We start from the raw sequence: 21,993 nt of genomic DNA, 5'->3' as shown, positions 1-21,993 counted from the left end.
AGTTTTAGCGTTAAGTTATCAGAAAATACATGAAATAAGCACTCTATAAATAATAGTAAATTAAATCTCGTTAAAACAAAAAGGGATGTCCTAGTACCATGCCTAGGACATCCCCTTTACTTATCTAAATTTCTAAATCCTATACATCTCTATCAATTAAACAATTATTAGATATATCTTCTACCTAAAACATTGTATTATCATTAGCTGCCTCATTTGGAATCTCTTGAATTACATCCCAGTGTTCAACAATCTTACCATTCTTTATACGAAATATATCGACTATAGCAACTCCCTTATCTTGAGAATTAGCTCGAGAATGTACATGAAGAGCTACTGTATCTCCTTCAGCTACTACACGTTTTATCTCTGCAGAGGAATTAGGATTTTTAACAAAATCCTCCTTAAAGAAATCCATAAAGGCTTTTCGTCCATCAGCAACAAAAGGATTATGTTGCTGATAATCTTCGCCTACATATTTAGGGATAATATCAATATTGTGTTTATTAAAAACTTCATTATAGAAATCAACTACCATTTTTTTATTCTTTTCATTTTCTGTCGCTTCTTTTGATACTGAGGCAACATTCTCACTCTTTATTGAGTTTCCTTTGTTATTACCGGTGGAAGCTTGAAATATCAAAGTCGACACAATTCCTAAAATAAACACAGAAATAATTATTACTACTAAATTTTTCTCTAATTTCATTTATACCTACCTCTTCTAATTATATAAATTATCTTCCATAACACGCTTGAGAAGTAGAAACCTTCTCAAAAATGTAATGTAAGGGGTAATGTTAGGAAATTTCGTTTATCCTAACAATTCCCCCTATACAAGGCATGTTAGAAATGATTAACTCTAACTTAATACCTCATTAACAGTTGCACTGTCCACAATTTGAATAAACTTCTTAACTTTATCGTTTTCATCAAACTCATACAGATGACAAAAATCTGCTATAAACGATTTCCCTGTTGCTTTGTATGTTCCACTATATTTCCCATAAACAATAACAGTATTATTATTAAATGTATAAATTTCATCCTTTGCACTATAGTTATCCCATTCCGTGCCAAGGCGTTCATGTACATTTTTCACCACTTCATCTGGACCTATATAAGTCCCCGCATATGGAAATCCAGCAGCTTCTGTCCATGATACATTTTCACTTAAATACGTTTTGAAAGCATCCAATTTTCCTTCGCCAGTTAACACATACGTTTCATGTAATAGTTTCTGATATTTATTCATAGCATTAACCCCAAGGCATTTCTTTTGTTACAACTTTTGCACTTAATTCTAATACACCTTTATTTGCATAGCCTGGATATGCTGCATCAAGTTTCGCTACAAAATCTTTTGAAGTTTTACTTTCCTCAGAAGCTTGAACCGCAGTTCTTAGGTAATCCATAGTTGCAGTAAGTGCCTGATTATTTAAAGATTTTTCAATTGATCCATGGCTAGGTACAATTATGTCAGCATTTAATGCTTGTAATACTTTCAAGTTTTCAATCCATGCCTCCATTGCCGCTTTTGAGCTAGTATCCGCTAAGAATACATGTATTTCGTTAAATACATCAATACCACCAATTAATACTTTTAGCTCTTTATTAAATAAGCTAGTTCTGTAATGATCTAAGCCTACTAGTTCAAATGTTAACCCCTGAAACTCAATCGTTTTTTCTTTAAACACTTGAGGTAATACTACGTTGCTTGGTGCGTTTTCTCCTAGGGCGCCTTTCCAAACTTTTAATTTACCTAAGACAGAATGAACAATATGTTCAACAGTAGACTCTGTAGCATACGCTATGGCTTCTGGATAAGCAGCTTTAATACTCTCTAATCCAAAGTAGTAGTCTGGATCTCCATGAATAATAAAAATTTTATCTAAAGATAAGCCGTTTTTTTTCAGATACTCAACAATTTCTTTCGAATCAGATTGAGTAAATTTTGAGTTTATTAAAAATGCATGTCCCGCTTTCTCAACTAAGGTTGCAGTGACCATAAAACTTTTTTCGTCTGAACTAAACACCGTCAATTTCACATCTTTTTGATTTGTATCGATTGTTTTAAACATAGAATGTTATTCTCCTTTTGTTAAAGTTATTTACTAGTTAACATATTTTTATCTTGTTCCGACAGAAGTTCCCTCTTCAATTTACCTAAAAGTGTGATAGCACCAGCAAATAGGCGAGAGATGAATGTCGGTTGGCGTAAGCTAACATGTTTGCTACTATAGTCAATAGAAAAATTAAAATTGGACTCTTTTTAAAAATAAGTTGAAACTATGACTGTTATAAAAAGGTTTAAGTCCATCCACTTCTAGCCTTTTTTAAAACGTTAAATGTTATATACTGTAACTTGAAATTTTTTAATATAAATTTTTAAAACGTGCTTCGATTTTATCTGGCGTCATTACCCCGCCACCAATAGGGATAATTTGATTATCCTTTTGTAAAAGCAAAGAAGGATAACTATTAATACCAAGCTGTCGAACTTTATTGAAGTCGTTTTGGGCATCTATTATTGTTTCTTGAGAGTTTAAACGTTCTAATACTTGTTTAGGATTCAAACCAAGCTCAATTGCAATCTTACGATATGTTTCAGGATCACTCAGACTTTGGCCCTCATAATAAAACGCTTTTTGCATAGCCGCAGTGAATTCTAACAAACGGTCTGGTGCTAATGAGCGTAAAGCTGAAAAGCCAATTGCAGCATCTTTCGAATTCATTTTAAAAGTCCCTTCTTCCACCAATTTTTGATATGAAGGACCAAATTCTGCACCTGTAAGTTGATTAATTCTTTTATTCCCCTCTTCTATATATGAGAAATTTTTTATTGGTAAATCATCTAAAAATAATCCTCCACATAAAACTGTTAACGGCACTTCAGTGTGGTTTTTGTAAAATCCTTTAATACTTTCTGAAAAGCCATAGCACCATCCGCAATATGCGTCCCATACGTAAATAAGGTTATCTTGTTTTGTCTCCATTTAAATCTCCTACCTTTATTTTTATTATCTAGCTCAGCTAACTTTTTGGTTTATATAAGTACATCTTTTTATACCTTGTTCTTTTTGGGATACCTTACTATATTCCCCAAAAACTAATATTTCCAAAGAAAGATTAACCAAGGTTTTTAACAAAAGATTACGTTGCATATTATTGCCCCGTATCAGAAAATACTAAAGTTGGGATTATGCATTAATTTGAATGCATTAGTAACTTTCTACACCGGGTGGCAACGTGTGGACCACCATCCTTAATTAAATATATAAATCATATTTTTATTTTAAGCAGTAATTAGTTGTAACTAATTCGATTACAACCTTATGTAACAATATTAGTTACAACTATAGTAGAAGTCAATTCTTTTTTAACATAAACAATAAATTTCTACCCTAACGCTTTTAGAATTCTATTATTAAAAACTGGCTTCTTGTTCTTAAATTTGTTAAAAAGCTTAGTAATTCCCTAAAAACATCACTAGTAAATATGGAACAACAAATTCAAGATAATTTACAAAACAAATAATATAAGTACCTCTTTCATGACTTACCGACAGAGTACCAGTTCTAGTACATAGTTTTTTTCAAAGCATTACTCTGGGGATCTCAATTTTACTATTTGGGGATTTATGCTTTTCTTAGCTTGATTGCTGTATAATGATAATAAAGTTATTGAATTTTGATTATTAAAAGCTAAGAGCCTTACTACATTCTACGTAGCAAGGCTCTTTAAAGTTGTTTCAAATTACATCCATCTGTTTATATAATACTTAAAAAATGAATAATAAAGCTGTTTACTTCTTATTGAACTAACACATCTGTTCGTTTAAGTGTAACTCTTCACAATTACTTGATATTATATAGGTGAATAGAAAGATAAATTAAAATTTAGTTTCGTAGTTGTAAAAGGAGGTTATTTATATTATTCTCTTATAATTTTCCAAAAAGGAGAGTTTATGAAAAAGATTATTGTTTTTGTATTAACGATATTTATATTATTCTCAGGATTCGCAACACAAAGTTATGCGTTGTCAGATTCGCAATCTGCGGCAATACAAGCGTTGCTAGATGATGCCTGTCGTATATCAGGTGTGCCGGGAATGTCAATCTCAATACTTGCTGATGATGAAGTGTTCTACTTTTCTTCAGGGTATGCAGACCGTGAAAAGGGGTTGTCTGCAAGTGAAAATACACTCTATGAGTTAGCCTCGGTCAGTAAAGCTTTTACCGGTATGGGTATTATGCTGTTGGAAGAGCAAGGGCTGCTCTCAATGACTGACCCTGTCCAAAAATATTTACCTTGGTTTACGTTAAAGTATCAAGGGAAACCTGTTGATATGCAAAGTCTTACACTAAATAACTTTCTTCACCATACCAGTGGTCTAACAAATATTAGGCATACTCAAAATATTCCACAAGGCAATACACCGGATATGTTGCAAAAGACTGTGGAAATGCTCGTGGATGCTGAATTGGCGTTCCCTCCCGGTGAACAGTATAACTATGGAACCGTTAATTATGACGTATTGGGTTTGGTTATTGAGATTGTGTCGCGACAAAGCTATGAAGACTTTATGAAGGAACAGGTATTTCAGCCGTTAGGTCTTCACCAGACGTATGTTTATAAAGAAGATGCTCAAGCCACTGGACAGTTGGCACAGGGCTACCGTTCTTCCTTTTTTATGACAACTCCATTTAAAGCTCCGGATTATGCTGGGAATAAACCCGCAGGCTACATCATTTCTAATACAAAAGATATGGCGCGTTGGATGGGCATACAGATGGGTATCGTGCAGGACATACCCGAAATATTTCACACGGTTATCAAAAAATCACATAGGGGTGATATGTCTGTTTCGGCTGTCAACGGTATGTATTATGCGGCAGGCTGGTCCGTAAACGCCGAACAAACGATTATAGAACACACTGGGGGCAATCCAAATTTCAGAACCGAAGTAGCGATACTGCTAAATGAACGAACAGCCGTCTCCTTGCTGAGCAACGGCGCAAATACCAATATAAACATGGTACTAAAAGTTAAAGATATATTAGAAGGCAATCTAACTCAGTCATATGAAATAAGCGGCACACAGCTTTTGGATATCATTTTGTCGTCTATCACAATTATTCTTTGCCTATTGGCCGTTTTGCTATTTCTCTTAGGATTACGCAGAAGGAAAACGAATGAGCGGCAGCCAATGACAAAAAAGAGAATAACCGTAACAGTTATTTTCCTGATCGCTACGATTGCCCTGGGTATACTGTGCTGTGCTTTAGATTGGTCAACAATACTTATTTGGCAAACATATAGTGTTCTTACAGCTTTGATTTCGTCAGCATTATTAACAGCAAGCATTACATGGTTTGTATACACTCACCGATAAAATACCACGCTCCCAAGATAAGCATAATGTTAAGTAATTAAATTTCAATTTATCGGTATGCTTAATTTGAAAAACATAAGACACTTCGGTGTCTTTTTTAATATCATCGACAATTTTCCCAGTCAAACCTAATTACTATTGCTTCCACTAACCTGCTCCGTTCGTGGAATAAGGATTTTTAAACAACTATATTATTTTTTAAATGACTTTATTGTAAATTAAACAACTTTATTATTTCTGCACAATTGCAGCGTGGGGATTTCCTTATTCAATGTATATGGATACCTATAAAAATACAAAAGCAAAAAAAAGAGAGTCTTTATTTACTCTCTTAAACGCTCTACGACTTTTGGCTATTTTTTTCTTCTATCACTACCATATCTTTATCAGTGATTATCTTCACCGTTTGATTTAAAATTATACTTTTTTCATAATATATGCAGAAGAAATATAACCTACTAGTTTTTGATCTGCAGTTTTAACTGGATACCATACAAACTGATTGCTACTATCTACAGATTCATCATATGCAGCGTTTCCTTGAATAATCAAGTTCGTATTTTTACTTAACGGTTTCCCACTTGAAGCGGAAGTAGGTTTAGATCTTAAATTTACTCCTTCTCTTGTTACAAGTACTTGATCACCTGTTTTTAGGTGATAGATAGAAGAATATGGATTTGTTAGTATGTACTCCTTCTTTTTAAATACAATATTTTTACTCGTGTTAGGATCATATTCGAAATCAGCTGTACTGAAAGGAAACTGCCCCAATTTTGTATCATTTAAAAAACTGTATTGTTCTAGAATAGAAAACACTTTTTCTTGGTAAGCATTTAAATTTTTTTGACCGGTAGCTTTATACAAAGGACTGTTTGCAGGCTTTGTTCCATTATAAGCCATAACAGAGAAGTACCAGTTTTCGATTACTTCTGGTCCAGCAGCCTTTACCTTAGGAAGATCTGTTCGCTGATACATACTACGAAGAACTTTAACACCTGCTTCAATATTATAATTAATATCATATTTTAACTTTTGTTGATCGAACTGAGGTTGATTGGTAATTTGCATAATCCCAATTCCACCATCTTGCGCTATGATTGGCTGGCCGTTTCCATCAAATTGTTTCCATCCACTTTCTTGTGTAGCTACTGCTTTTACAACCTCAGGAGGAACATTTTCTTTTAATGCTGCGTTCGTTAGTAGGCAATTTATGTGCTGACGAGAGGGATTTTGGTTCGGCTTAATTTCACCATATGGCTCACACGTAGATGCAGCAGAGACATCTTCATAGGACCAACAAAATATCATGAAGCAAGCCAATATCCCTATTCTTAGTAATTGTACTTTCATTCTAGTATTCTCCAATCTATTTAATAATTTATAGTTATACACATTTTATCATAATATATTTCTAATATTCTATATTTTAAGAACCCATAGGGTCAATCACGAGAGTGGTAATGGGACACCACGGTCTTGCACGTCAGCGATAGCAGAAATGGACTTCGCCTTTGGTAGCAAGAATCCTACTAACGTTAGTCAACTTGCCTATTTAGGGATAGGAGTTTCACTTTAAATAATGCGTTCTGAGACACTACTCTTCTTCTAAAATAGCGTAATAATATTCATCCCACCATTCATTCCCATGTGGTATACACTTTCTGAAATAGCCTTCTCTTCTCATTCCAATCTTCTCCATCACTCGATATGATGGGATATTTTGTGGCTGACATGTAGCTATAATCCTATGTAATTTCATTTCCTTAAAGCCATATTTTAATGTAGCTTGTGCTGCTTCAGAAGCATATCCTTTATTGAAGTATTTTGGATTGAACACCCAACCAATCTCATAGGTATGCTCACCAAAACATTTATAAATACTATATGACCAATCAGGATATCTTCATCTATTAATACCACAGGAAAGTTCTTAGCATTTTTACCAATGTTTTCATTCACAAAGTTCCTTGTATCTTCTTCAGTAAAAACCCCTTCAGGTATGTATTTCATAACATTGATATCTGATGTATACTCATGGACAGCTTGCCAATCTTTGAACTCAAATTTTCGTATTACTAACCTTTCTGCTTTTACAAACATGTACTTTTTCCCCTCTCAAAAAATTGTAACTATATTTTAAATCCACATATAACCCTTAAAACAAAAAGAACCTGTAGGAATCTCTACAAGTTCTTTTTAGTTTAAGATGAATATACGGGGCAAACAAACTATCTTACAGATTCATCATAGAAACTACAGGGGTAATGCTTTGACAAATACATTATATAACAAATATTAACATCCATAGATTTTAATTTCGAAAATTATGTGAATTAAGAAAAAACTAGTTTTTTTCTTAGATATTATTATTAAAAGCTGACGGTATCATTATATTTAATTCCACAGCTTATTTAGAAGAGTCATGTACATTTCGAAGACGTTCTTCAATAAGTTTTGTTTTTTCATTCACCTTTGATGCATATGTGAAATCACCATAACAATATGGATACCTAAAATTATTTTGATTTCCACCACAAGTGTACATCGCTGGATTTTGATCAACTTTCATCTTAGAAAACTTTTTAGCCGAATCTTCCGAGTGTTGTTTAACTTCTTGACTAGCAATAAAATCAATATACCCTGGCCCCATATTATAGCTTTGAATAATTGTATCCATGCTAACATCCTTGTCCGTTCCATATTTGTACATTTTAGCAAAGTGCTTTACCCCTTGTTCAATGCTCAAGCTTGTCTCTTGAATTTCATTTGGCTTTAATCCAAGTGATTCAGAAGACTGCATAGGATCGTTTCCCTCCCCTCTACTCTCTTGGTACATAATTCCTAATAAAACTGCTGTTTTCTCTCCTAAATTATATTTTTCTAATTCTTTTTTCAATGTAGGCTCATATTGCAATAAACGTTTTTCGGTAGCTAGCGCTTTATTTTGTTGAATATTGGTTTTATGATTAAGATATAGTATTCCAAGCATTGTTCCTAAACCTAAAATACTAATAAACAATAATATAATAATTCGTATTTTACTCATATTCTTCATATATTCCTCCTCGTATAAGAAATCCTATTTTTCAAAGGTAATTGGTTATTTACAAAATATGTAATTAATATCTATCTCCCGCTCCTTTTTAGACTCAAACAACAATACTTTAAGGTTTAAAGTTTAATATAAAAATTTAAAGATAAGGTAAAGATAAGATAAAGATAAGATAAAGGTCATTTTTTATGCGTACATTAAAAAGGTATTGGTACAAACGGATATGTGGGACAACTTGTTGATATGAATGGGTTTAGTGATAATTGAGAGATTATCGTACAAGTTATTAATTTTGGAGGTATCATTCCAGAAGAAGATTTACCCTATCTTTTTAATATACTTTATATAGAAAACTAAGAGATAAAATATAATAAAAAACGGCTAACCCTCCACGTAAGAGAATCCGCCGTCACAAATAACTAATTATTTCATACTTGAGATATTATCACCCTTAGCGCTATACAATGAGATATTCGCTTAACCATTGAAAATTATTTAAAGGTTTACTTTCTTCATTTTTTTACTATTTCATAACTTGCTTCAAATTTACTCTACGCATTTATTGCCGTCTAACAATCATCATCACACATGACTTAATACATTATTGAAAAGAAACAGTTCTACACTATGCAGGCTTTCTTTATGATTTTACCGCTAAATTTTTTATAAAACTCTCTATGGAATTCGCCTGGAATACACGGAAATAAGAAGATTGAACGTCGTAATGTTTGTCAGTAATGATAAGGATTGAAGGAAAGAATTTAGAAGTTTTCGGTTGCCAAGATTCATTATGCCATTCTTGGCTATGGAAGTATAACTCATATCTATTTATCTTATCTTGCATTATCTTTTTACTGTACACTGACTTTTGAACTTCAATAAAGAATGGCGATCTACGCCATATTGTAAAAGCATCCGGTTCCATATATTCTTTCCCATACTTTGGTTCAACTTCGAAGAGTTTAGGATTTTCATAATGAACGAGTTGTTTGTATATGTCCACAATACCAAGGAAATGAGGAATTTTTTGACTCGTTTTTTTGATAGAGCTGGGTTGTGGAAAATAAATGTATGGGTGCTGCAATACGTTAGCATCAACATGACCATCTCTTCTTAATCGTTTCATAACTGTATTACAGCAAGTTACCGCATTCTTTAACCCTTGAAAATGCAAGTCAATAATATCATCACGGGACATGCACCTAAATATTTTCAAATCATTCAAAATTCTTTTATCTCTACTCTTCATCATCTAACACCCCGAATAAAGGGATTTCTTCTTGTTGAGGATTTTGGAGCATTCTCTCTTTTTTTTGCATGCGATATGGTTCAACAATTCGTTTCGCCTTACTTAATTCCAAATAAGGAGCTTGCACTTTCTTTAATCCATTTCGTTTTAAAATCATTTGACCCGATTGCTCTAAATGCTCTGAACCAGGGGTACCCATGATATTACTATTAAGTGCACTATCACATCTAAATCCAATTCTTACAGTTAAATTAATCTTTAACTTACCATCTAACACCTTTGCATCTGGCCGTTGCATACTAAGCATAAGAAACACTCCAAGTGAACGGCCAATTGCTGAAACCTTTTCAATTATAGACATACATTCTTTTTCATCTTTCAGCATGGCTACTTCATCGATAGCAAGTAGAATATATGGTTTTTGATTATCGAGATTCAATTTGTTGTACGCATCAATATGATTCACTTCATAATTCTTAATACAAATAATGGATAATATAATTACCAATTTCTTTTTAATTTGGAATCTACTTGTATTTAAATATAATCAAAATATATCCCGAAACGAGTTGGAATATATGAGTGAATTTTAAAAAGATGCGATTGCTACAGAAGAAGATTTTTTAAAATTATCAGACCAAATTTAAGTGTGGATTTGAAATACAGTTTAATCGTTTATAACAAAGTTTAACCGTTTTGAAAGAAGATTAACTGTTTATAAAAAAGGTAAATCAAAATATTGGTCTATTCTGGAAGATCGGGTTTACAGATGATATGTTTATAATTGTGACAGAAAAGATGTGTTCCTATGAAAGACTTCTAATGTAACGGTTAGGCTCAAATAAGACAGGGGGATTAAGATGTTAACAAACAAGTACTTAGACGATTTATTCGAAGAATTAAAAATAGAAGGTGAAACTTACTTTTACTATTTCTACTCCTATGTAACACCATCAGCATCAGAGTATTTTACATACGGCCTTGGAGCATTGACAGACCTTGAGCATTTAATCATATGTTTTACCGATAAAAGATTTATGGTATTAGAAATATCACTGAGTGGTAAGTTTACTGGTAATATAAAGTGTATAGACATGAAGGATATAGGAAGTGTGAAAGTTAAGAAAGGTTTGTTTAGGACTAAGATAACTGTCACTTCAACAGGTAACAGGGGAGATATTGTAATTAAAGCAAATAGTTTTACAATAGGCTTATCGAATCAGAAGAAAAACCTAATAAAATTAGAAAAGAAGTATAGTTAAAGATAAGAGACAAATAGGTTTTTATTTGAAGAAGCCTTACGCCTACTGATATTCATCTCCCACCTTAAATTGGTGTTTCACACCTTTATATTTTTGAGGAAGGAGTCTTCTGTCAGAAACCGAAAAAAATGAGATACTCTCATTTTTTTCGGTTTTGGAGTATTTCGTTTTCATTAGCTTGATAGTAATGTTTCCGTATCCCCTAAAAATAGAAAAAGAAGATTGAGACACCTCATCTTCTTTTCAGGCAGAGTTAGAGAAAGCATTCTATTGGATAAAATGCTTTCTCTAAGAACTAGCTCTGCAAAAATCGTTGTATTTCTATTTCTGGTAATCCTGTAAGCTTTGCAATATCTTCTACAGACACACCATTTTTATGCATGCCTCGAATGAGTTGCATCTTTCCTTGCTCAACACCTTGTTCAATCCCCTTTTTAATTCCCTTTTTAATTCCTTGTTGTTCTGCATGAGCAAATTTTGCTGCCTCATCCATTAAGGCCTTTTCTCTTGCTTCATATGCTTGACGGAAAGAAGAATCTTGACTCATACGTTCCCATTTATTCATTGCTTTTTGTAAAATCGGATCTCGGTTCATAGCAATATCCTCCAATGTTTGTGTGAGATGTTCATCTTCATTCGCAGGTAATAATAATAACCAACGAACAAACGAATCTTCCCACGGATTGACTTTCTCTTCGCGCCATTGCTGCATTAACTTTGGAATCTCTACTATATGAACTTCTATATCGTCACTTAATAGCTTTTGTTGTTCCTGATTCCAAAGGATGCCTGTTGTATGAAATGCTTCATATTCAGGAAACATCACAAAGTTTAACAGGTTAATTGTAATCGTTTTATGAAGTGAACTATATGGCATGCCCTTTTGCAATTGAGAAGTGTACAACCTTCCCCAATAATACAAACTGCGTTTAATCATATCATGATTGTTATTCAGCTGTATTTCTACATTTACCTTTGTTCCTATATCTAATGTAGCCGAAATATCTAAAATCGATAATTTATCTTCTTCATGTTCTCGATGTAAATGTGGATCTTCTAACTGTAGGGAAACAATAGGTGCTTCCAAAGAATTTTTTAACATAGCATTTAAAAAAGCGATTAAGATGTCCTCATTCCCATTTGTTCCAAATAACTGTTTAAATGCAAAATCAATACGTAAATTTACTAATGGATTAGACATCGTTTCCCTCTTTCTGTTCCAGATAATATCTATATCTTTATTGTACATAAAATCAAGGTATAGATGCAAATAAGCTCTTATAGTGAACTACCAGTTCCGGTGCAAAAAAATGATAAATAAAAAGAATCAAGAAGTCCTAACGGAATCACCTGCTAAGCAGTTAATCCAAACAGAATGATGGTTTTTACACTACAGAAGTTTTTGCGTGGTTTGAGGATTACGGATATGAGTATTGGGCTCCTATTAAGCAGGGGTTATCGTTAATTGATACAGAAAAACATGCCATATCCATAGCAATGGAACACTTAAAAGTGTATTCAGGTGAGAGTGATTAGTGGGGGGCAGCCGAGATTTATTTCATTTATCAAGGTTCACTTTAGTAAATAAAAAGGCCAGTTAGCCCTTATAATGGACTAACTAGCCTTTTTATTATTTTTTCCTTTTCACATATGTTTCTCGTGCAATTTTCGTTCAGAGAATTCGATAATTTCTTCTAGCTTTTGTTTTTCTAAAACCGATACGAAAATATACACTAACTAAATTTCGACAAAAAGGAATAGAATTGATTCTATTTTTGGTAAATATTTTTATAAATATCACGATACACGAAATTACTATATTAATCCTAAAAAATCCCCTTGAAGGGAGCCTCTTATTTTACAAGGTATTGTTCTATTTCTTTTATTAATAATTCTGCACCTTCTGGACTTAATGCTATCTTACCATTTGCTAATGATATGTTCCGATTTGATACTTCTCCTGTTAATGCACAAACACCACCAGGCTGATACTTCTGTAAAACAATGTCTTCACCTTCTACAAAGATCTCTAATGGTGATTTTTCTTTAATACCTAGCGTATTTCTAAGTTCCTTTGGAATTACCACACGCCCTAAATCATCTACTTTTCTAGTCACTCCGGTTGCTTTCATCTAGCATCTTTCCCCATTTCATTATCAATTGTACCCAAGTTATTCTCCACTATGATAACAAGCTTTCCCCATACATGAAAATTTGGTTACATTTACAAAAGAACAAGTGGAACAAACAGGAAATTATTGGCGTGAAAATAAGCTGCGAATCAAAATGAAGCAATTCGTCAGCTCGTAGAGAAAGGGTTAAGTCGTAAATAATGACTACCCTTTTTATTTTTCCTATAAACCCTAAATACACATGTAAAGCCTGTATATACCTTCACATGCGTTTTTATAACGAATTAGACCAATTGCATTAATTTCTTCATCAGAACGAAAAATAAACCGATTTGGAAAGCCGTTTTCAAATCAAACCTCATTTTTTTTACGCATTTTTACAAAAAAGGAAAAAGTGCTGGATTTTCATCACAGCTCACGTATTGCTTGTCTCTGTATGTGTACATGTAGGATATTGAGAACAGCCCAAAAACTTATTCCCTGTTCTATTTGAATCTCTAACGACTAAATGATTTTTTACATGCTGGGCATTTCCGTTCTGCAGGCTTTACCCCCTGATATACATCTCCGGCCGAATGCTCTGATATCCTCAAAACACAAAACAAAAGAAAACAACCTGTTTTTATCCAAGTTGTTTTCTTTTATAGGGTAGAACAAAGAAAGAGTGAAAAGGCAATACACAAACGTTTAAATCACATGGAGTAAACCGATATATAAAACTAAAAATTCTGAAAATTTATTCGCTAAGGGTTTTTTGTTTACTCTTTCTTTGTTATTATAAGTTTAACATTAAAAATAATATAAATCAACAAAAAAATACAAAATTCCGACAAATTCGACATTCCCTTCATAAATTAACATAACACCACTTATCCATAGTAACTAAAAAAGCTAACTCCTTATCTTGTTTGAATAAGAAGTTAGCTTTTTCATTTTTGGGATATCTCATTTTTCTTAGCTAAATGACGATATAACGATACACCATATAATAGAAATATAAAATTACTCATCTTCTACCATTGAGTCTATAAATGTTTTAAGAGAGTTAGTTAAATACAAAACATATTCTTCTGGATTTTCGCCAAATTCGTATTCATGACTCTAATAGTAAATCAATCCTTCTTCTCCTTCTTTTAAGCTAAAACAATTTGGCTCATAAAATCATCTATGGAAATAGCTTGAAATATACGTAAATGAGGAGAATGAATCTCGTATTTTTTATCTGTAATTATGAGGATTGAAGGAAAGAATTTAGAACCTTTAGGTTGCCAGGATTCATTATGCCATTCTTGGCTATGAAAGTATAACTCATATCTATTTATTTTATCTTGCATAATCTTTTTACTGTAAACTGACTTTTGAACTTCAATAAAGAATGGTGATCTACGCCATATGGTAAAAGCATCTGGTTCCATATATTCCTTACCGTACTTCGGCTCAACTTTGAATAGTTTAGGATTTTCATAATAGACAAGTTGTTTGTATACATCCACAATCCCAAGGAAATGAGGAATTTTTTGACTTTTTGTTCTAATAGAACTTGGCTGCGGAAAATAAATGTATGGGTGCTGCAATACGTTAGCATCAACATGACCGTCTCTTCTTAATCGTTTCATAACCGTATTACAGCAAGTTACCGCATTCTTTAAGCCTTGAAAATGCAAGTCAATAATATCGTCACGGGACATGCATCTAAATCGCTTCAAATCATTCAAAATTCCTTTATCTCTATTCTTCATCATCTAACACCCCAAATAACGGCATTTCTTCTTGCGGTGAATTCTGAAGTATTTTCTCCTCTTTAGACGTGCGATATGGTTTAACTATTTGTTTCGCCTTACTTAATTCCAAATAAGGAGCTTGCACTTTCTTTAACCCATCTCGTTTTAAAATCATTTGCCCCGATTGCTCTAGATGCTCTGAGCCAGGAGTACCCATGATATTGCTATTAATTGCACTATCACATTTAAACCCGATTCTTACGGTCATATTGAGCTTCAACTTACCATCCAACACTTTCGCATCTGGCCGCTGCATACTAAGCATAAGAAAGACTCCAAGGGATCGGCCGACTGCTGATATCTTTTCAATTGTAGTCATACACTCTTTTTCCTCTTTGAGCATGGCCACTTCATCAATAGCAAGTAGCATATATGGTTTTTGATGATCTGGATTTAATTTGTTGTACGCGTCAATATGATCAACCTCATATTCTTCCATAAGTTTTCTTCGGTCTCTAATTTCCTTCCACACCTTTTGAAGCATTATTTTCATCTCGATTTCTTCCATACAAACTTCCTTTACATGCTTCACTCTTCGCAAGAAATGAAATTCAGAGTTTTTTAAGTCTCCAAGATACAAATGCAACGTATCAGGAGACATATATTGAATGAGTGTAGATAGTACAACACGTACCATACTACTTTTCCCGCTTCCCGTTTCCCCTGCAATTAATAAGTGCGGTGTATTGGAATCAACCATATCGTATATAATCGTTTTTCCAAATTGATCCCGGCCAACCACAACAGGAAGACGGTACCCTTTTAATAAGGGCTGCCATTCTTTATAACAGTACTTGTAAGGTTTTAGTCCAGCATCTGAACGGAATACATGTAGTACAAATTTTTTCACATCCCCTTCAATCGTAATATTCCGCCCTAATATCTGCTGAAAACAGAACCACTTCTTTTCAATCTTCTGTGGATCTAATCCGTTTGGGATGGTAAATATATATCTCACGCTTTCTTTTGAAGAGGAAACATCATGTATCTTTGGATAAATAGGTACTTTTCCCCCACGCGTTTGATGTTCCGTATATAAACCTGCTTTTCCGAACACCTCCATAAGCTGATTCCTTAACCTTTGCTTACAAAGCCACTCCTTTATAATCCCCATTACTCCCTTCCCTTCTTAAAACATGATTACGATACGAACAAATACATATCCAATCAAGCAAACTCCACCAATTCGCGTTCCGTGATAAATACCTTCACTTACAAATTTAGCTGCTGATATATAGTCATGTCGCACCAAGTATTTTTCTAACATGACTGCTCCGATTAAAATCGTTCCCATAACTCCTAATGCAATGTAAGTATGTAATACCTGATCCGACATATGGAGAAATGCGAAAGGACTTAATGAATTGTATTTACGAATTTTCTTTTCTTTATCTTTGTATGACCGATCCATAAACTCGCGAAAAGGAATGGTCTCTTTCCTAGAGCGCATTTAAATACCCCCTTTATAAACAGAATGAACAAACTAGATGAAATATAGGGTCTATACACTTATTACCTTGATAGCATTACTTTGCTAGTTAACATGGTAGGTACTTTACTAGTACAAAGGCTCGTTGATTTGGTATCTACTTTGATAATAAGTTTGCTTGATACTTTGATAGCGACCTTGATACATCATATTGTGGACGGCTTGTACATTATTAACACTTTTGTTTAAAAAAAATGAGCCTTGGCAAAGATAGAATTACACAAGTATAAAAGAATGGGAGTGTAAAAGGTGTTCGGATTAGGAAAACCTTTATCAAAGTTTGGAAAATTTCTTAAGAGGAATGAAATTACTCAAACAGAATTAAAAGAATGGAGCGGAGTAAACCAGAATACAATTAGCCGCATTACACGATCTAATGAGAATAGGCCATCATTAGGTAATGGCCAAAAGATAATTAGAGCTTTGAAAAGAAAAGGATTCCGTGTAGACTTTGAAGATTTTTGGATGTAAGAATCAGCTCGATAAATCGGGCTGATTCTTTTTTTGAGAAATTTATCATCCTTTTTGACTTTTTAACACGGATTAAATTCAATACTAACCGGAAGAAAATCAAATTCCATGCAGAGGTAAACAAGCCAAAGTTTAAACTTAAACAAAAACACTGGTTAATGTTACTGTGGGTGTTCGAAATTACTACGATGATATCTCGTATCTTCTTTTAAGAAAAAGCCAACTAATTAAGTCTAATTTTTTATCTTTTTACAAAAAAACTCTTTATAAGAGAACGTATATTCGTATATAATAAGAACAAATGTTCTTATTATATACGGAGGCGTAAAGGTGTATGACTACTCAATATTGCCAAATCGAATTGTTTTATGTGTAGATCTTCGTAGCTTTTATGCAAGTGTGTCCTGTATCAAGATGGGCTTAAACCCACTTCATACCAAATTAGCTGTAGTAGGAGATGTAAACAGGAGTGGCTCCATTGTTTTAGCTGCAACACCACCACTAAAGGCATTAGGTGTTAAGAAAATGGCAAGATTGTACGAAATACCACGACGTAAAGACATTCTTGTGGTAAACCCAATTATGGGAACTTATATCAAATGCTCAAATTACATAACAAAATTAGCTTTACAATACGTTCCGATTGAAGATTTCCACCAATACAGCATCGATGAATTCTTTATGGATATTACAAATAGTATCCATCTGTTTGCGAATGAGCCATATGAATTCGCGTTGAAATTCAAACGTGAAATATATGAAAAAACAAGAATTGAATGCACGATTGGGATTGGGCCTAATCCTTTAATGAGTAAGATCGCTTTAGATGTGGAAGCGAAGATGACAAAAGACTGCATCGCATATTGGAAGTACGAAGATGTACCCATAAAATTATGGCCGATACGACCACTTAGTAAGTTTTGGGGGATTTCGGGTAAAACAGAAGTTAAGTTAAATCGAAAAGGAATACATTCAATTGGAGACTTAGCGCAATACCCACTCAAATACTTAAAACAAAGTTTTGGGGTTATTGGCGAAGAATTACACTTACATAGCAACGGCATTGATTTTAGCCGCATTGCAGAAAAATACATACCAGCAACAACTTCAATTGGTAAAAGCCAAATACTCATGCGTGATTACACAATAGAAGAATTTCCGATTATCCTTCTGGAACATATCGAGGAAGTTTGTTATCGGATGAGAAGACAAAACAAACTCGCTCAAACAATCCATTTTTCCATTGGTTACAGTAAAAATTACGCTGGTGGTTTCAGAAAAACTCACACTATGAACCGACCAACTAATTTAACAATGGATATCTATCATATTTGTACATATTTTTTACATAAGTTTTATACCGGGGAACCAATTAGATCTATCAATGTTTCTTTAACCAACTTAATCAATGAAGGTGAAGAACAAATATCTCTTTTTGACAATGTAATACAACGAGAAAAAGAAATGAAATTAACGAAGGTAATGGATGAAATACGCACTAAGTTTGGTAAGAACAGCATATTAAGAGGAATTTCTTATACAAATAGTGCTACAGCAAGATACAGAAACACATTGTTAGGAGGACACAAATCATGAACAACGCTAATATGCCAAAGGGAAGAGGAATGGTGAAATGGACGCCATTTGCTGCAATGACAGAACAATTTGATGGTATACGTGAGATTATTAAGGAAAAGAATAAAGTAGCACGTCCAATCTTAACTTCTGAAGAAAAAGAACTTATCGAGAACATGTTATTATGCTCATTACTATCTGAAGAAGAGGTGTTGATTACATATTACGAAGATGGCTATTTGCTTAATAACTATATGACCGTAACTGATATTGATCCATTGAATTGTTCTATACTATGTACAGATGCTTTTTATAACAGAATTAATCTTAAATTCATGGATATTATTGATGTAAAATAAAAGAATTCCATGCTAAGTATAAATGTTAAATGTGATGATTGCGCTCCCCCCTTGAAATAAATGAATTCGAAGCTAAGGATATGAAACTATATTTTAAAGATATAATAAATGAAACTTGAGTCAAAAATATCTTATAGTAAAAGAGACTCCATTATAGAGTCTCTTTTGCTAGTATACTCATATGGAAGTATCTACTTTAGAATGAAAATAAAGTTGTTTAATTTTTGATAAAAAATATTTCACCAAACGAAAAAATAACAATAAAGTCGTTGAAAATCTAAGTTTTATCATTTTAGCCAAGAAGACTCCTTCCTCAAGGAACGCGAAGTGAGTAGGTGGGAGATGAATTGGCTTCGGACAAGGGATGGCAGGAAGCCATCTTAATTGTTCGACATACATAAAGTGTTACTTCACTACCTATCGAATGTATGTTTGTTGTATAATAGACACATATCGAAATGGAGGTGAAACGAATGATGATCAATAAAGCATATAAATTTCGTATCTATCCAAATAAAGCACAAGCGATCCTAATCAATAAAACGATTGGCTGTTCTCGTTTTGTATTCAATCATTTCCTATCTCTATGGGATAATGCATATAAAGAAACAGGAAAGGGTTTGACATATGGTATATGCTCTGCCAAACTTCCTGCCATGAAGAAAGAGTTTGTTTGGCTAAAAGAAGTGGATAGTATTGCGATTCAGTCGTCTGTTCGCAACCTTGCGGATGCGTATACACGCTTTTTCAAAAAACAAAACAGTGCCCCGCGTTTCAAATCTAAGAAAAACAACGTGCAATCTTATACCACAAAACAAACAAATGAAAATATTGCCGTTGTAGGAAACAAAATGAAGTTGCCAAAACTAGGTCTTGTTCGATTTGCCAAAAGTCGTGAAGTAAAGGGACGTATTTTAAATGCTACAGTTAGACGGAACCCTTCTGGCAGATACTTTGTGTCATTGTTAGTTGAAACAGAAGTGCAAGAACTTCCGAAAACAAATTCTTACATTGGAATGGATGTGGGACTAAAAGATTTCGCCATTTTGTCAGATGGAACAACCTATAAAAATCCGAAGTTTTTTCGATCATTAGAAGAGAAGTTGGCAAAAGCACAGCGTGTTCTTTCTAGAAGAATGAAAGGATCTTCTCGCTGGAATAAACAACGAGTAAAAGTAGCTAGAATTCATGAATACATGACGAATGCTAGAAAAGATTACTTGAACAAAGTCTCAACTGAAATCATCAAAAACCACGATGTTATTGGTATAGAGGATTTGCAAGTATCTAATATGTTAAAGAATCATAAGTTAGCAAAAGCAATTAGTGAGGTATCATGGTCACAGTTTCGAACTATGTTGGAATATAAGGCAAAATGGTACGGCAAACAAGTCATTGTCGTATCGAAAACATTTGCTTCAAGCCAATTATGTTCTTGTTGTGGATATCAAAACAAAGACGTTAAAAATCTAAACCTACGTAAATGGGACTGTCCTTCTTGTCGTACACACCATGATAGGGATATTAACGCAAGTATCAATCTAAAGAATGAAGCGATAAGGCTTCTAACCGCAAGGACTGTGGAGATAGCCTAATAAATTGGAGTTCGATAGAACTCTTTACTTAGGAATCCCCCTCTTCTAAACGAAGTGAAAGTGGGGGTAGTTCAAAGAAAACTAACTGTACAATAAGCAAAAGAACCCAATCCAAACGCATTTAAAATTCTTTGGTCAATGAGATAAAGCATCGCATCATTTTTATAAACATCGCAACTTTGTTCAAAGCTTCACGTCTTTCTTACAAACATCGTGGATTTATTTCAAACCCACAGAAAGAACATTATCAGAGAGATTTTGATATAGATGTAAAACTACTATATTTCCAAAGAACGTGTATAAACTGTGACAAACAAAAGATATAGTGTTAATAGCAATAATATTAATACACAAGTAAAATATACGATAGAAATACGCTTTCTATTTACTTTCCAATTACGTATACTAGAAATCATAAAACTTACTATCACCATGCAACAAATCCCTACCAAAAACACCAATACATACTCGTGAATAATAACACCACAAATTAAAAATATAACTGCTAATATTGCTAATAGTGAATGAACTACACGCAAAAATAACCTCTCCTTATCTCATTGGAAACCTATTAATGTAATATTATTTTATTTAGCAAACAGATGGTTTCCAATTTGTGCAACGGTTTGACGTGTTGTAATCCATTTGTCAGTCGATGTTTGAGGATTATAGAAATAAAGCCATTCAGAATTTGTTCCTTTTGAAGTGAGAGCCTCTTCTACTGCCATTCTTGCTTCCTGTGTAGCAGGCTGATTAATTCTACCGTCTGTAACAGGAGTAAATGCATAACCATTTTTAATGGGTTCATAAATTACGTCTGTAATTGTATTTGGAAAACCATTTGCATTAGCCCGATTTAATACTACCTTTGCCACTGCAACCTTGCCTGCATACGGTTCCCCTCCTGCTTCTGCATTTACTAATCGTGCCATTAAGTCCACTTCTTGTAATGAAATACCAGTATCAATCTTTAAGTGTTGACCGACAAAAATTTGACTTCCGTCCACATTATTGGTTTGTTTAATAGACTGTATTGAAACCTTATATTGTTGTGAAATAGAACTTAATGTATCCCCGCTTTTCACTTGGTAAATTGCTTGATATGTATTAGTTGAATCTGTTGAATTATTTTTTTGAACATATTCGTTTGTAGTTGATGAACTTGGAATGGTTACGTTTTCTCCAATATTAATTTGATCATTAGCTTTGCTATTAGCTTGTTTAATTAATTGTACGGACACTCCATATTGTTTACTTATTGCTTCTAGAGTATCATTCTTTTGAACCGTATAATCTGTTGAAGCCGCAGCTCCTACTGGATTTGATACTATTGTAATCATTGCAGCAGATAATGGTAGCCATGTTTTCACCTTACATAACTTCATTCAAAAAAGCCTCCTAAAAATTATTAAGTACTCTTAATATGTTTAAGTTAAAAACAAATCAAGCTATTTATAGCGTAACAAAACATTGAATTCAAGTCATTGAATTTGTATTTCTATATAATAATTGAGTTGCCTATGATATTGAAATTGAAATTGAATTATTATAGTTATGTTTCAAAAGAATCGGACAATCTAATTTTCAAACTAAATATGGTGAAAGTAGAGGCTTACTTCAATTGCTTAATAGT

Annotated in this window: 20 protein-coding genes and 5 pseudogenes; 8 read left to right on the top strand and 17 right to left on the bottom strand. The window is 33.4% G+C overall.

The window, feature by feature from the left end:
* Positions 1-184 precede the first annotated feature (184 nt).
* From BG05_RS01625 to BG05_RS01610, 4 genes are all read right to left on the bottom strand, one after another.
* Positions 185-709 (bottom strand): nuclear transport factor 2 family protein, encoded by a 525-nt coding sequence (locus tag BG05_RS01625; protein WP_003192960.1) that lies wholly within the window; start codon positions 707-709, stop codon positions 185-187.
* Between the two features lie 153 nt (positions 710-862).
* The gene (locus BG05_RS01620) at positions 863-1,255 is read right to left on the bottom strand and encodes a nuclear transport factor 2 family protein (RefSeq protein ID WP_003192952.1); all 393 of its coding nucleotides are present in this window, start codon (positions 1,253-1,255) and stop codon (positions 863-865) included.
* Positions 1,256-1,259: 4 nt separating this feature from the next.
* On the bottom strand, positions 1,260-2,081 hold the full coding sequence (locus BG05_RS01615) for an MBL fold metallo-hydrolase (RefSeq protein ID WP_003192949.1): 822 nt from the start codon (positions 2,079-2,081) through the stop codon (positions 1,260-1,262).
* Between the two features lie 294 nt (positions 2,082-2,375).
* Positions 2,376-2,996 (bottom strand): DsbA family protein, encoded by a 621-nt coding sequence (locus BG05_RS01610; RefSeq protein WP_003192947.1) that lies wholly within the window; start codon positions 2,994-2,996, stop codon positions 2,376-2,378.
* A 971-nt stretch (positions 2,997-3,967) separates the two neighbouring features.
* Between BG05_RS01610 and BG05_RS01605 the strand changes: the two genes are divergently transcribed.
* A complete protein-coding gene (locus tag BG05_RS01605; RefSeq protein ID WP_003192945.1) occupies positions 3,968-5,395 on the top strand; it encodes a serine hydrolase domain-containing protein in 1,428 nt (475 codons plus the stop codon).
* Between the two features lie 417 nt (positions 5,396-5,812).
* On the opposite strand, the gene BG05_RS01600 is transcribed toward BG05_RS01605, so the two are convergent.
* The 3 genes and pseudogenes from BG05_RS01600 to BG05_RS01590 form a co-directional block, all read right to left on the bottom strand.
* Positions 5,813-6,745, bottom strand: coding sequence for a transglycosylase SLT domain-containing protein (locus BG05_RS01600; RefSeq protein WP_016127866.1), 933 nt, complete (start codon positions 6,743-6,745; stop codon positions 5,813-5,815).
* 244 nt (positions 6,746-6,989) lie between these two features.
* A pseudogene (locus tag BG05_RS01595) lies at positions 6,990-7,495 on the bottom strand (GNAT family N-acetyltransferase).
* A gap of 307 nt (positions 7,496-7,802) precedes the next feature.
* Positions 7,803-8,450 (bottom strand): lysozyme family protein, encoded by a 648-nt coding sequence (locus BG05_RS01590; RefSeq protein WP_003192940.1) that lies wholly within the window; start codon positions 8,448-8,450, stop codon positions 7,803-7,805.
* A 216-nt stretch (positions 8,451-8,666) separates the two neighbouring features.
* Here BG05_RS01590 and BG05_RS31395 point away from each other — a divergent pair.
* Positions 8,667-8,792: pseudogene (locus BG05_RS31395) on the top strand (vancomycin resistance histidine kinase VanS); the annotation flags it as partial.
* A gap of 295 nt (positions 8,793-9,087) precedes the next feature.
* Here the strand turns inward: BG05_RS31395 and BG05_RS01585 are convergent.
* Both BG05_RS01585 and BG05_RS01580 read right to left on the bottom strand, forming a co-directional pair.
* Positions 9,088-9,663 (bottom strand): replication-relaxation family protein, encoded by a 576-nt coding sequence (locus BG05_RS01585; protein ID WP_070813098.1) that lies wholly within the window; start codon positions 9,661-9,663, stop codon positions 9,088-9,090.
* A gap of 22 nt (positions 9,664-9,685) precedes the next feature.
* Positions 9,686-10,177 (bottom strand): annotated as a pseudogene (locus tag BG05_RS01580) (FtsK/SpoIIIE domain-containing protein); the annotation flags it as partial.
* Between the two features lie 379 nt (positions 10,178-10,556).
* On the opposite strand from BG05_RS01580, the gene BG05_RS01575 reads away from it, so the two are divergent.
* Complete coding sequence (locus tag BG05_RS01575; RefSeq protein ID WP_003192929.1) at positions 10,557-10,958, top strand: PH domain-containing protein; 402 nt, start codon at positions 10,557-10,559, stop codon at positions 10,956-10,958.
* 295 nt (positions 10,959-11,253) lie between these two features.
* Here the strand turns inward: BG05_RS01575 and BG05_RS01570 are convergent, their stop codons facing one another.
* On the bottom strand, positions 11,254-12,159 hold the full coding sequence (locus BG05_RS01570) for an Rpn family recombination-promoting nuclease/putative transposase (protein ID WP_000070247.1): 906 nt from the start codon (positions 12,157-12,159) through the stop codon (positions 11,254-11,256).
* Between the two features lie 652 nt (positions 12,160-12,811).
* Positions 12,812-13,090 carry an AbrB/MazE/SpoVT family DNA-binding domain-containing protein gene (locus BG05_RS01565; RefSeq protein ID WP_002106904.1) on the bottom strand — a complete coding sequence of 93 codons (279 nt, stop codon included), beginning with the start codon at positions 13,088-13,090 and terminating at the stop codon, positions 12,812-12,814.
* Between the two features lie 70 nt (positions 13,091-13,160).
* On the opposite strand from BG05_RS01565, the pseudogene BG05_RS32270 reads away from it, so the two are divergent.
* Positions 13,161-13,291, top strand: a pseudogene (locus tag BG05_RS32270) (ribbon-helix-helix domain-containing protein).
* Between the two features lie 214 nt (positions 13,292-13,505).
* Here the strand turns inward: BG05_RS32270 and BG05_RS29015 are convergent.
* The 4 genes and pseudogenes from BG05_RS29015 to BG05_RS01550 all read right to left on the bottom strand — a co-directional run.
* Positions 13,506-13,671 (bottom strand): annotated as a pseudogene (locus BG05_RS29015) (topoisomerase DNA-binding C4 zinc finger domain-containing protein); the annotation flags it as partial.
* A 552-nt stretch (positions 13,672-14,223) separates the two neighbouring features.
* Positions 14,224-14,796 (bottom strand): replication-relaxation family protein, encoded by a 573-nt coding sequence (locus BG05_RS01560; RefSeq protein ID WP_016127863.1) that lies wholly within the window; start codon positions 14,794-14,796, stop codon positions 14,224-14,226.
* A gap of 22 nt (positions 14,797-14,818) precedes the next feature.
* Positions 14,819-15,985, bottom strand: coding sequence for an FtsK/SpoIIIE domain-containing protein (locus tag BG05_RS01555; RefSeq protein ID WP_003192925.1), 1,167 nt, complete (start codon positions 15,983-15,985; stop codon positions 14,819-14,821).
* Between the two features lie 15 nt (positions 15,986-16,000).
* Positions 16,001-16,321 (bottom strand): hypothetical protein, encoded by a 321-nt coding sequence (locus BG05_RS01550; RefSeq protein ID WP_033734420.1) that lies wholly within the window; start codon positions 16,319-16,321, stop codon positions 16,001-16,003.
* Between the two features lie 288 nt (positions 16,322-16,609).
* On the opposite strand from BG05_RS01550, the gene BG05_RS01545 reads away from it, so the two are divergent.
* The 4 genes from BG05_RS01545 to tnpB all read left to right on the top strand — a co-directional run bounded on the left by BG05_RS01545 (position 16,610) and on the right by tnpB (position 20,360).
* Positions 16,610-16,831: a helix-turn-helix domain-containing protein gene (locus BG05_RS01545; RefSeq protein ID WP_003192922.1), complete on the top strand. Its 222-nt coding sequence runs from the start codon at positions 16,610-16,612 to the stop codon at positions 16,829-16,831.
* A gap of 330 nt (positions 16,832-17,161) precedes the next feature.
* Entirely contained in the window at positions 17,162-18,427 is a 1,266-nt protein-coding gene (locus tag BG05_RS01540) for a Y-family DNA polymerase (protein ID WP_003192920.1), read from the top strand.
* A complete protein-coding gene (locus tag BG05_RS01535; RefSeq protein WP_033734418.1) occupies positions 18,424-18,765 on the top strand; it encodes a YolD-like family protein in 342 nt (113 codons plus the stop codon). Before BG05_RS01540 ends, BG05_RS01535 begins: the two co-directional genes overlap by 4 nt.
* A 473-nt stretch (positions 18,766-19,238) precedes the next feature.
* Entirely contained in the window at positions 19,239-20,360 is a 1,122-nt protein-coding gene (gene tnpB, locus BG05_RS01530; protein ID WP_016127852.1) for an IS200/IS605 family element RNA-guided endonuclease TnpB, read from the top strand.
* 278 nt (positions 20,361-20,638) lie between these two features.
* Here the strand turns inward: tnpB and BG05_RS01525 are convergent, their stop codons facing one another.
* Both BG05_RS01525 and BG05_RS01520 read right to left on the bottom strand, forming a co-directional pair.
* Positions 20,639-20,899, bottom strand: coding sequence for a hypothetical protein (locus tag BG05_RS01525; RefSeq protein ID WP_016127851.1), 261 nt, complete (start codon positions 20,897-20,899; stop codon positions 20,639-20,641).
* A 48-nt stretch (positions 20,900-20,947) separates the two neighbouring features.
* Positions 20,948-21,745 carry a cell wall hydrolase gene (locus BG05_RS01520; protein WP_003193333.1) on the bottom strand — a complete coding sequence of 266 codons (798 nt, stop codon included), beginning with the start codon at positions 21,743-21,745 and terminating at the stop codon, positions 20,948-20,950.
* Between the last annotated feature and the right edge of the window lie 248 nt (positions 21,746-21,993).

The sequence above is a fragment of the Bacillus mycoides genome (genome assembly GCF_000832605.1).
GTDB lineage: Bacteria > Bacillota > Bacilli > Bacillales > Bacillaceae_G > Bacillus_A > Bacillus_A mycoides.
This window is presented reverse-complemented; position numbering and strand designations above follow the sequence as displayed.

Excerpts from the sequence above, each read along its gene's own strand:
- BG05_RS01605 (WP_003192945.1), top strand. The coding sequence starts at position 3,968 with ATGAAAAAGATTATTGTTTTTGTATTAACGATATTTATATTATTCTCA.
- BG05_RS01620 (WP_003192952.1), bottom strand. The coding sequence starts at position 1,255 with ATGAATAAATATCAGAAACTATTACATGAAACGTATGTGTTAACTGGC.
- BG05_RS01565 (WP_002106904.1), bottom strand. The coding sequence starts at position 13,090 with ATGAAAGCAACCGGAGTGACTAGAAAAGTAGATGATTTAGGGCGTGTG.
- BG05_RS01520 (WP_003193333.1), bottom strand. The coding sequence starts at position 21,745 with ATGAAGTTATGTAAGGTGAAAACATGGCTACCATTATCTGCTGCAATG.
- BG05_RS01615 (WP_003192949.1), bottom strand. The coding sequence starts at position 2,081 with ATGTTTAAAACAATCGATACAAATCAAAAAGATGTGAAATTGACGGTG.
- BG05_RS01570 (WP_000070247.1), bottom strand. The coding sequence starts at position 12,159 with ATGTCTAATCCATTAGTAAATTTACGTATTGATTTTGCATTTAAACAG.
- BG05_RS01610 (WP_003192947.1), bottom strand. The coding sequence starts at position 2,996 with ATGGAGACAAAACAAGATAACCTTATTTACGTATGGGACGCATATTGC.
- BG05_RS01535 (WP_033734418.1), top strand. The coding sequence starts at position 18,424 with ATGAACAACGCTAATATGCCAAAGGGAAGAGGAATGGTGAAATGGACG.
- BG05_RS01575 (WP_003192929.1), top strand. The coding sequence starts at position 10,557 with ATGTTAACAAACAAGTACTTAGACGATTTATTCGAAGAATTAAAAATA.
- BG05_RS01590 (WP_003192940.1), bottom strand. The coding sequence starts at position 8,450 with ATGAAGAATATGAGTAAAATACGAATTATTATATTATTGTTTATTAGT.
- tnpB (WP_016127852.1), top strand. The coding sequence starts at position 19,239 with ATGATGATCAATAAAGCATATAAATTTCGTATCTATCCAAATAAAGCA.
- BG05_RS01550 (WP_033734420.1), bottom strand. The coding sequence starts at position 16,321 with ATGCGCTCTAGGAAAGAGACCATTCCTTTTCGCGAGTTTATGGATCGG.
- BG05_RS01555 (WP_003192925.1), bottom strand. The coding sequence starts at position 15,985 with ATGGGGATTATAAAGGAGTGGCTTTGTAAGCAAAGGTTAAGGAATCAG.
- BG05_RS01600 (WP_016127866.1), bottom strand. The coding sequence starts at position 6,745 with ATGAAAGTACAATTACTAAGAATAGGGATATTGGCTTGCTTCATGATA.
- BG05_RS01625 (WP_003192960.1), bottom strand. The coding sequence starts at position 709 with ATGAAATTAGAGAAAAATTTAGTAGTAATAATTATTTCTGTGTTTATT.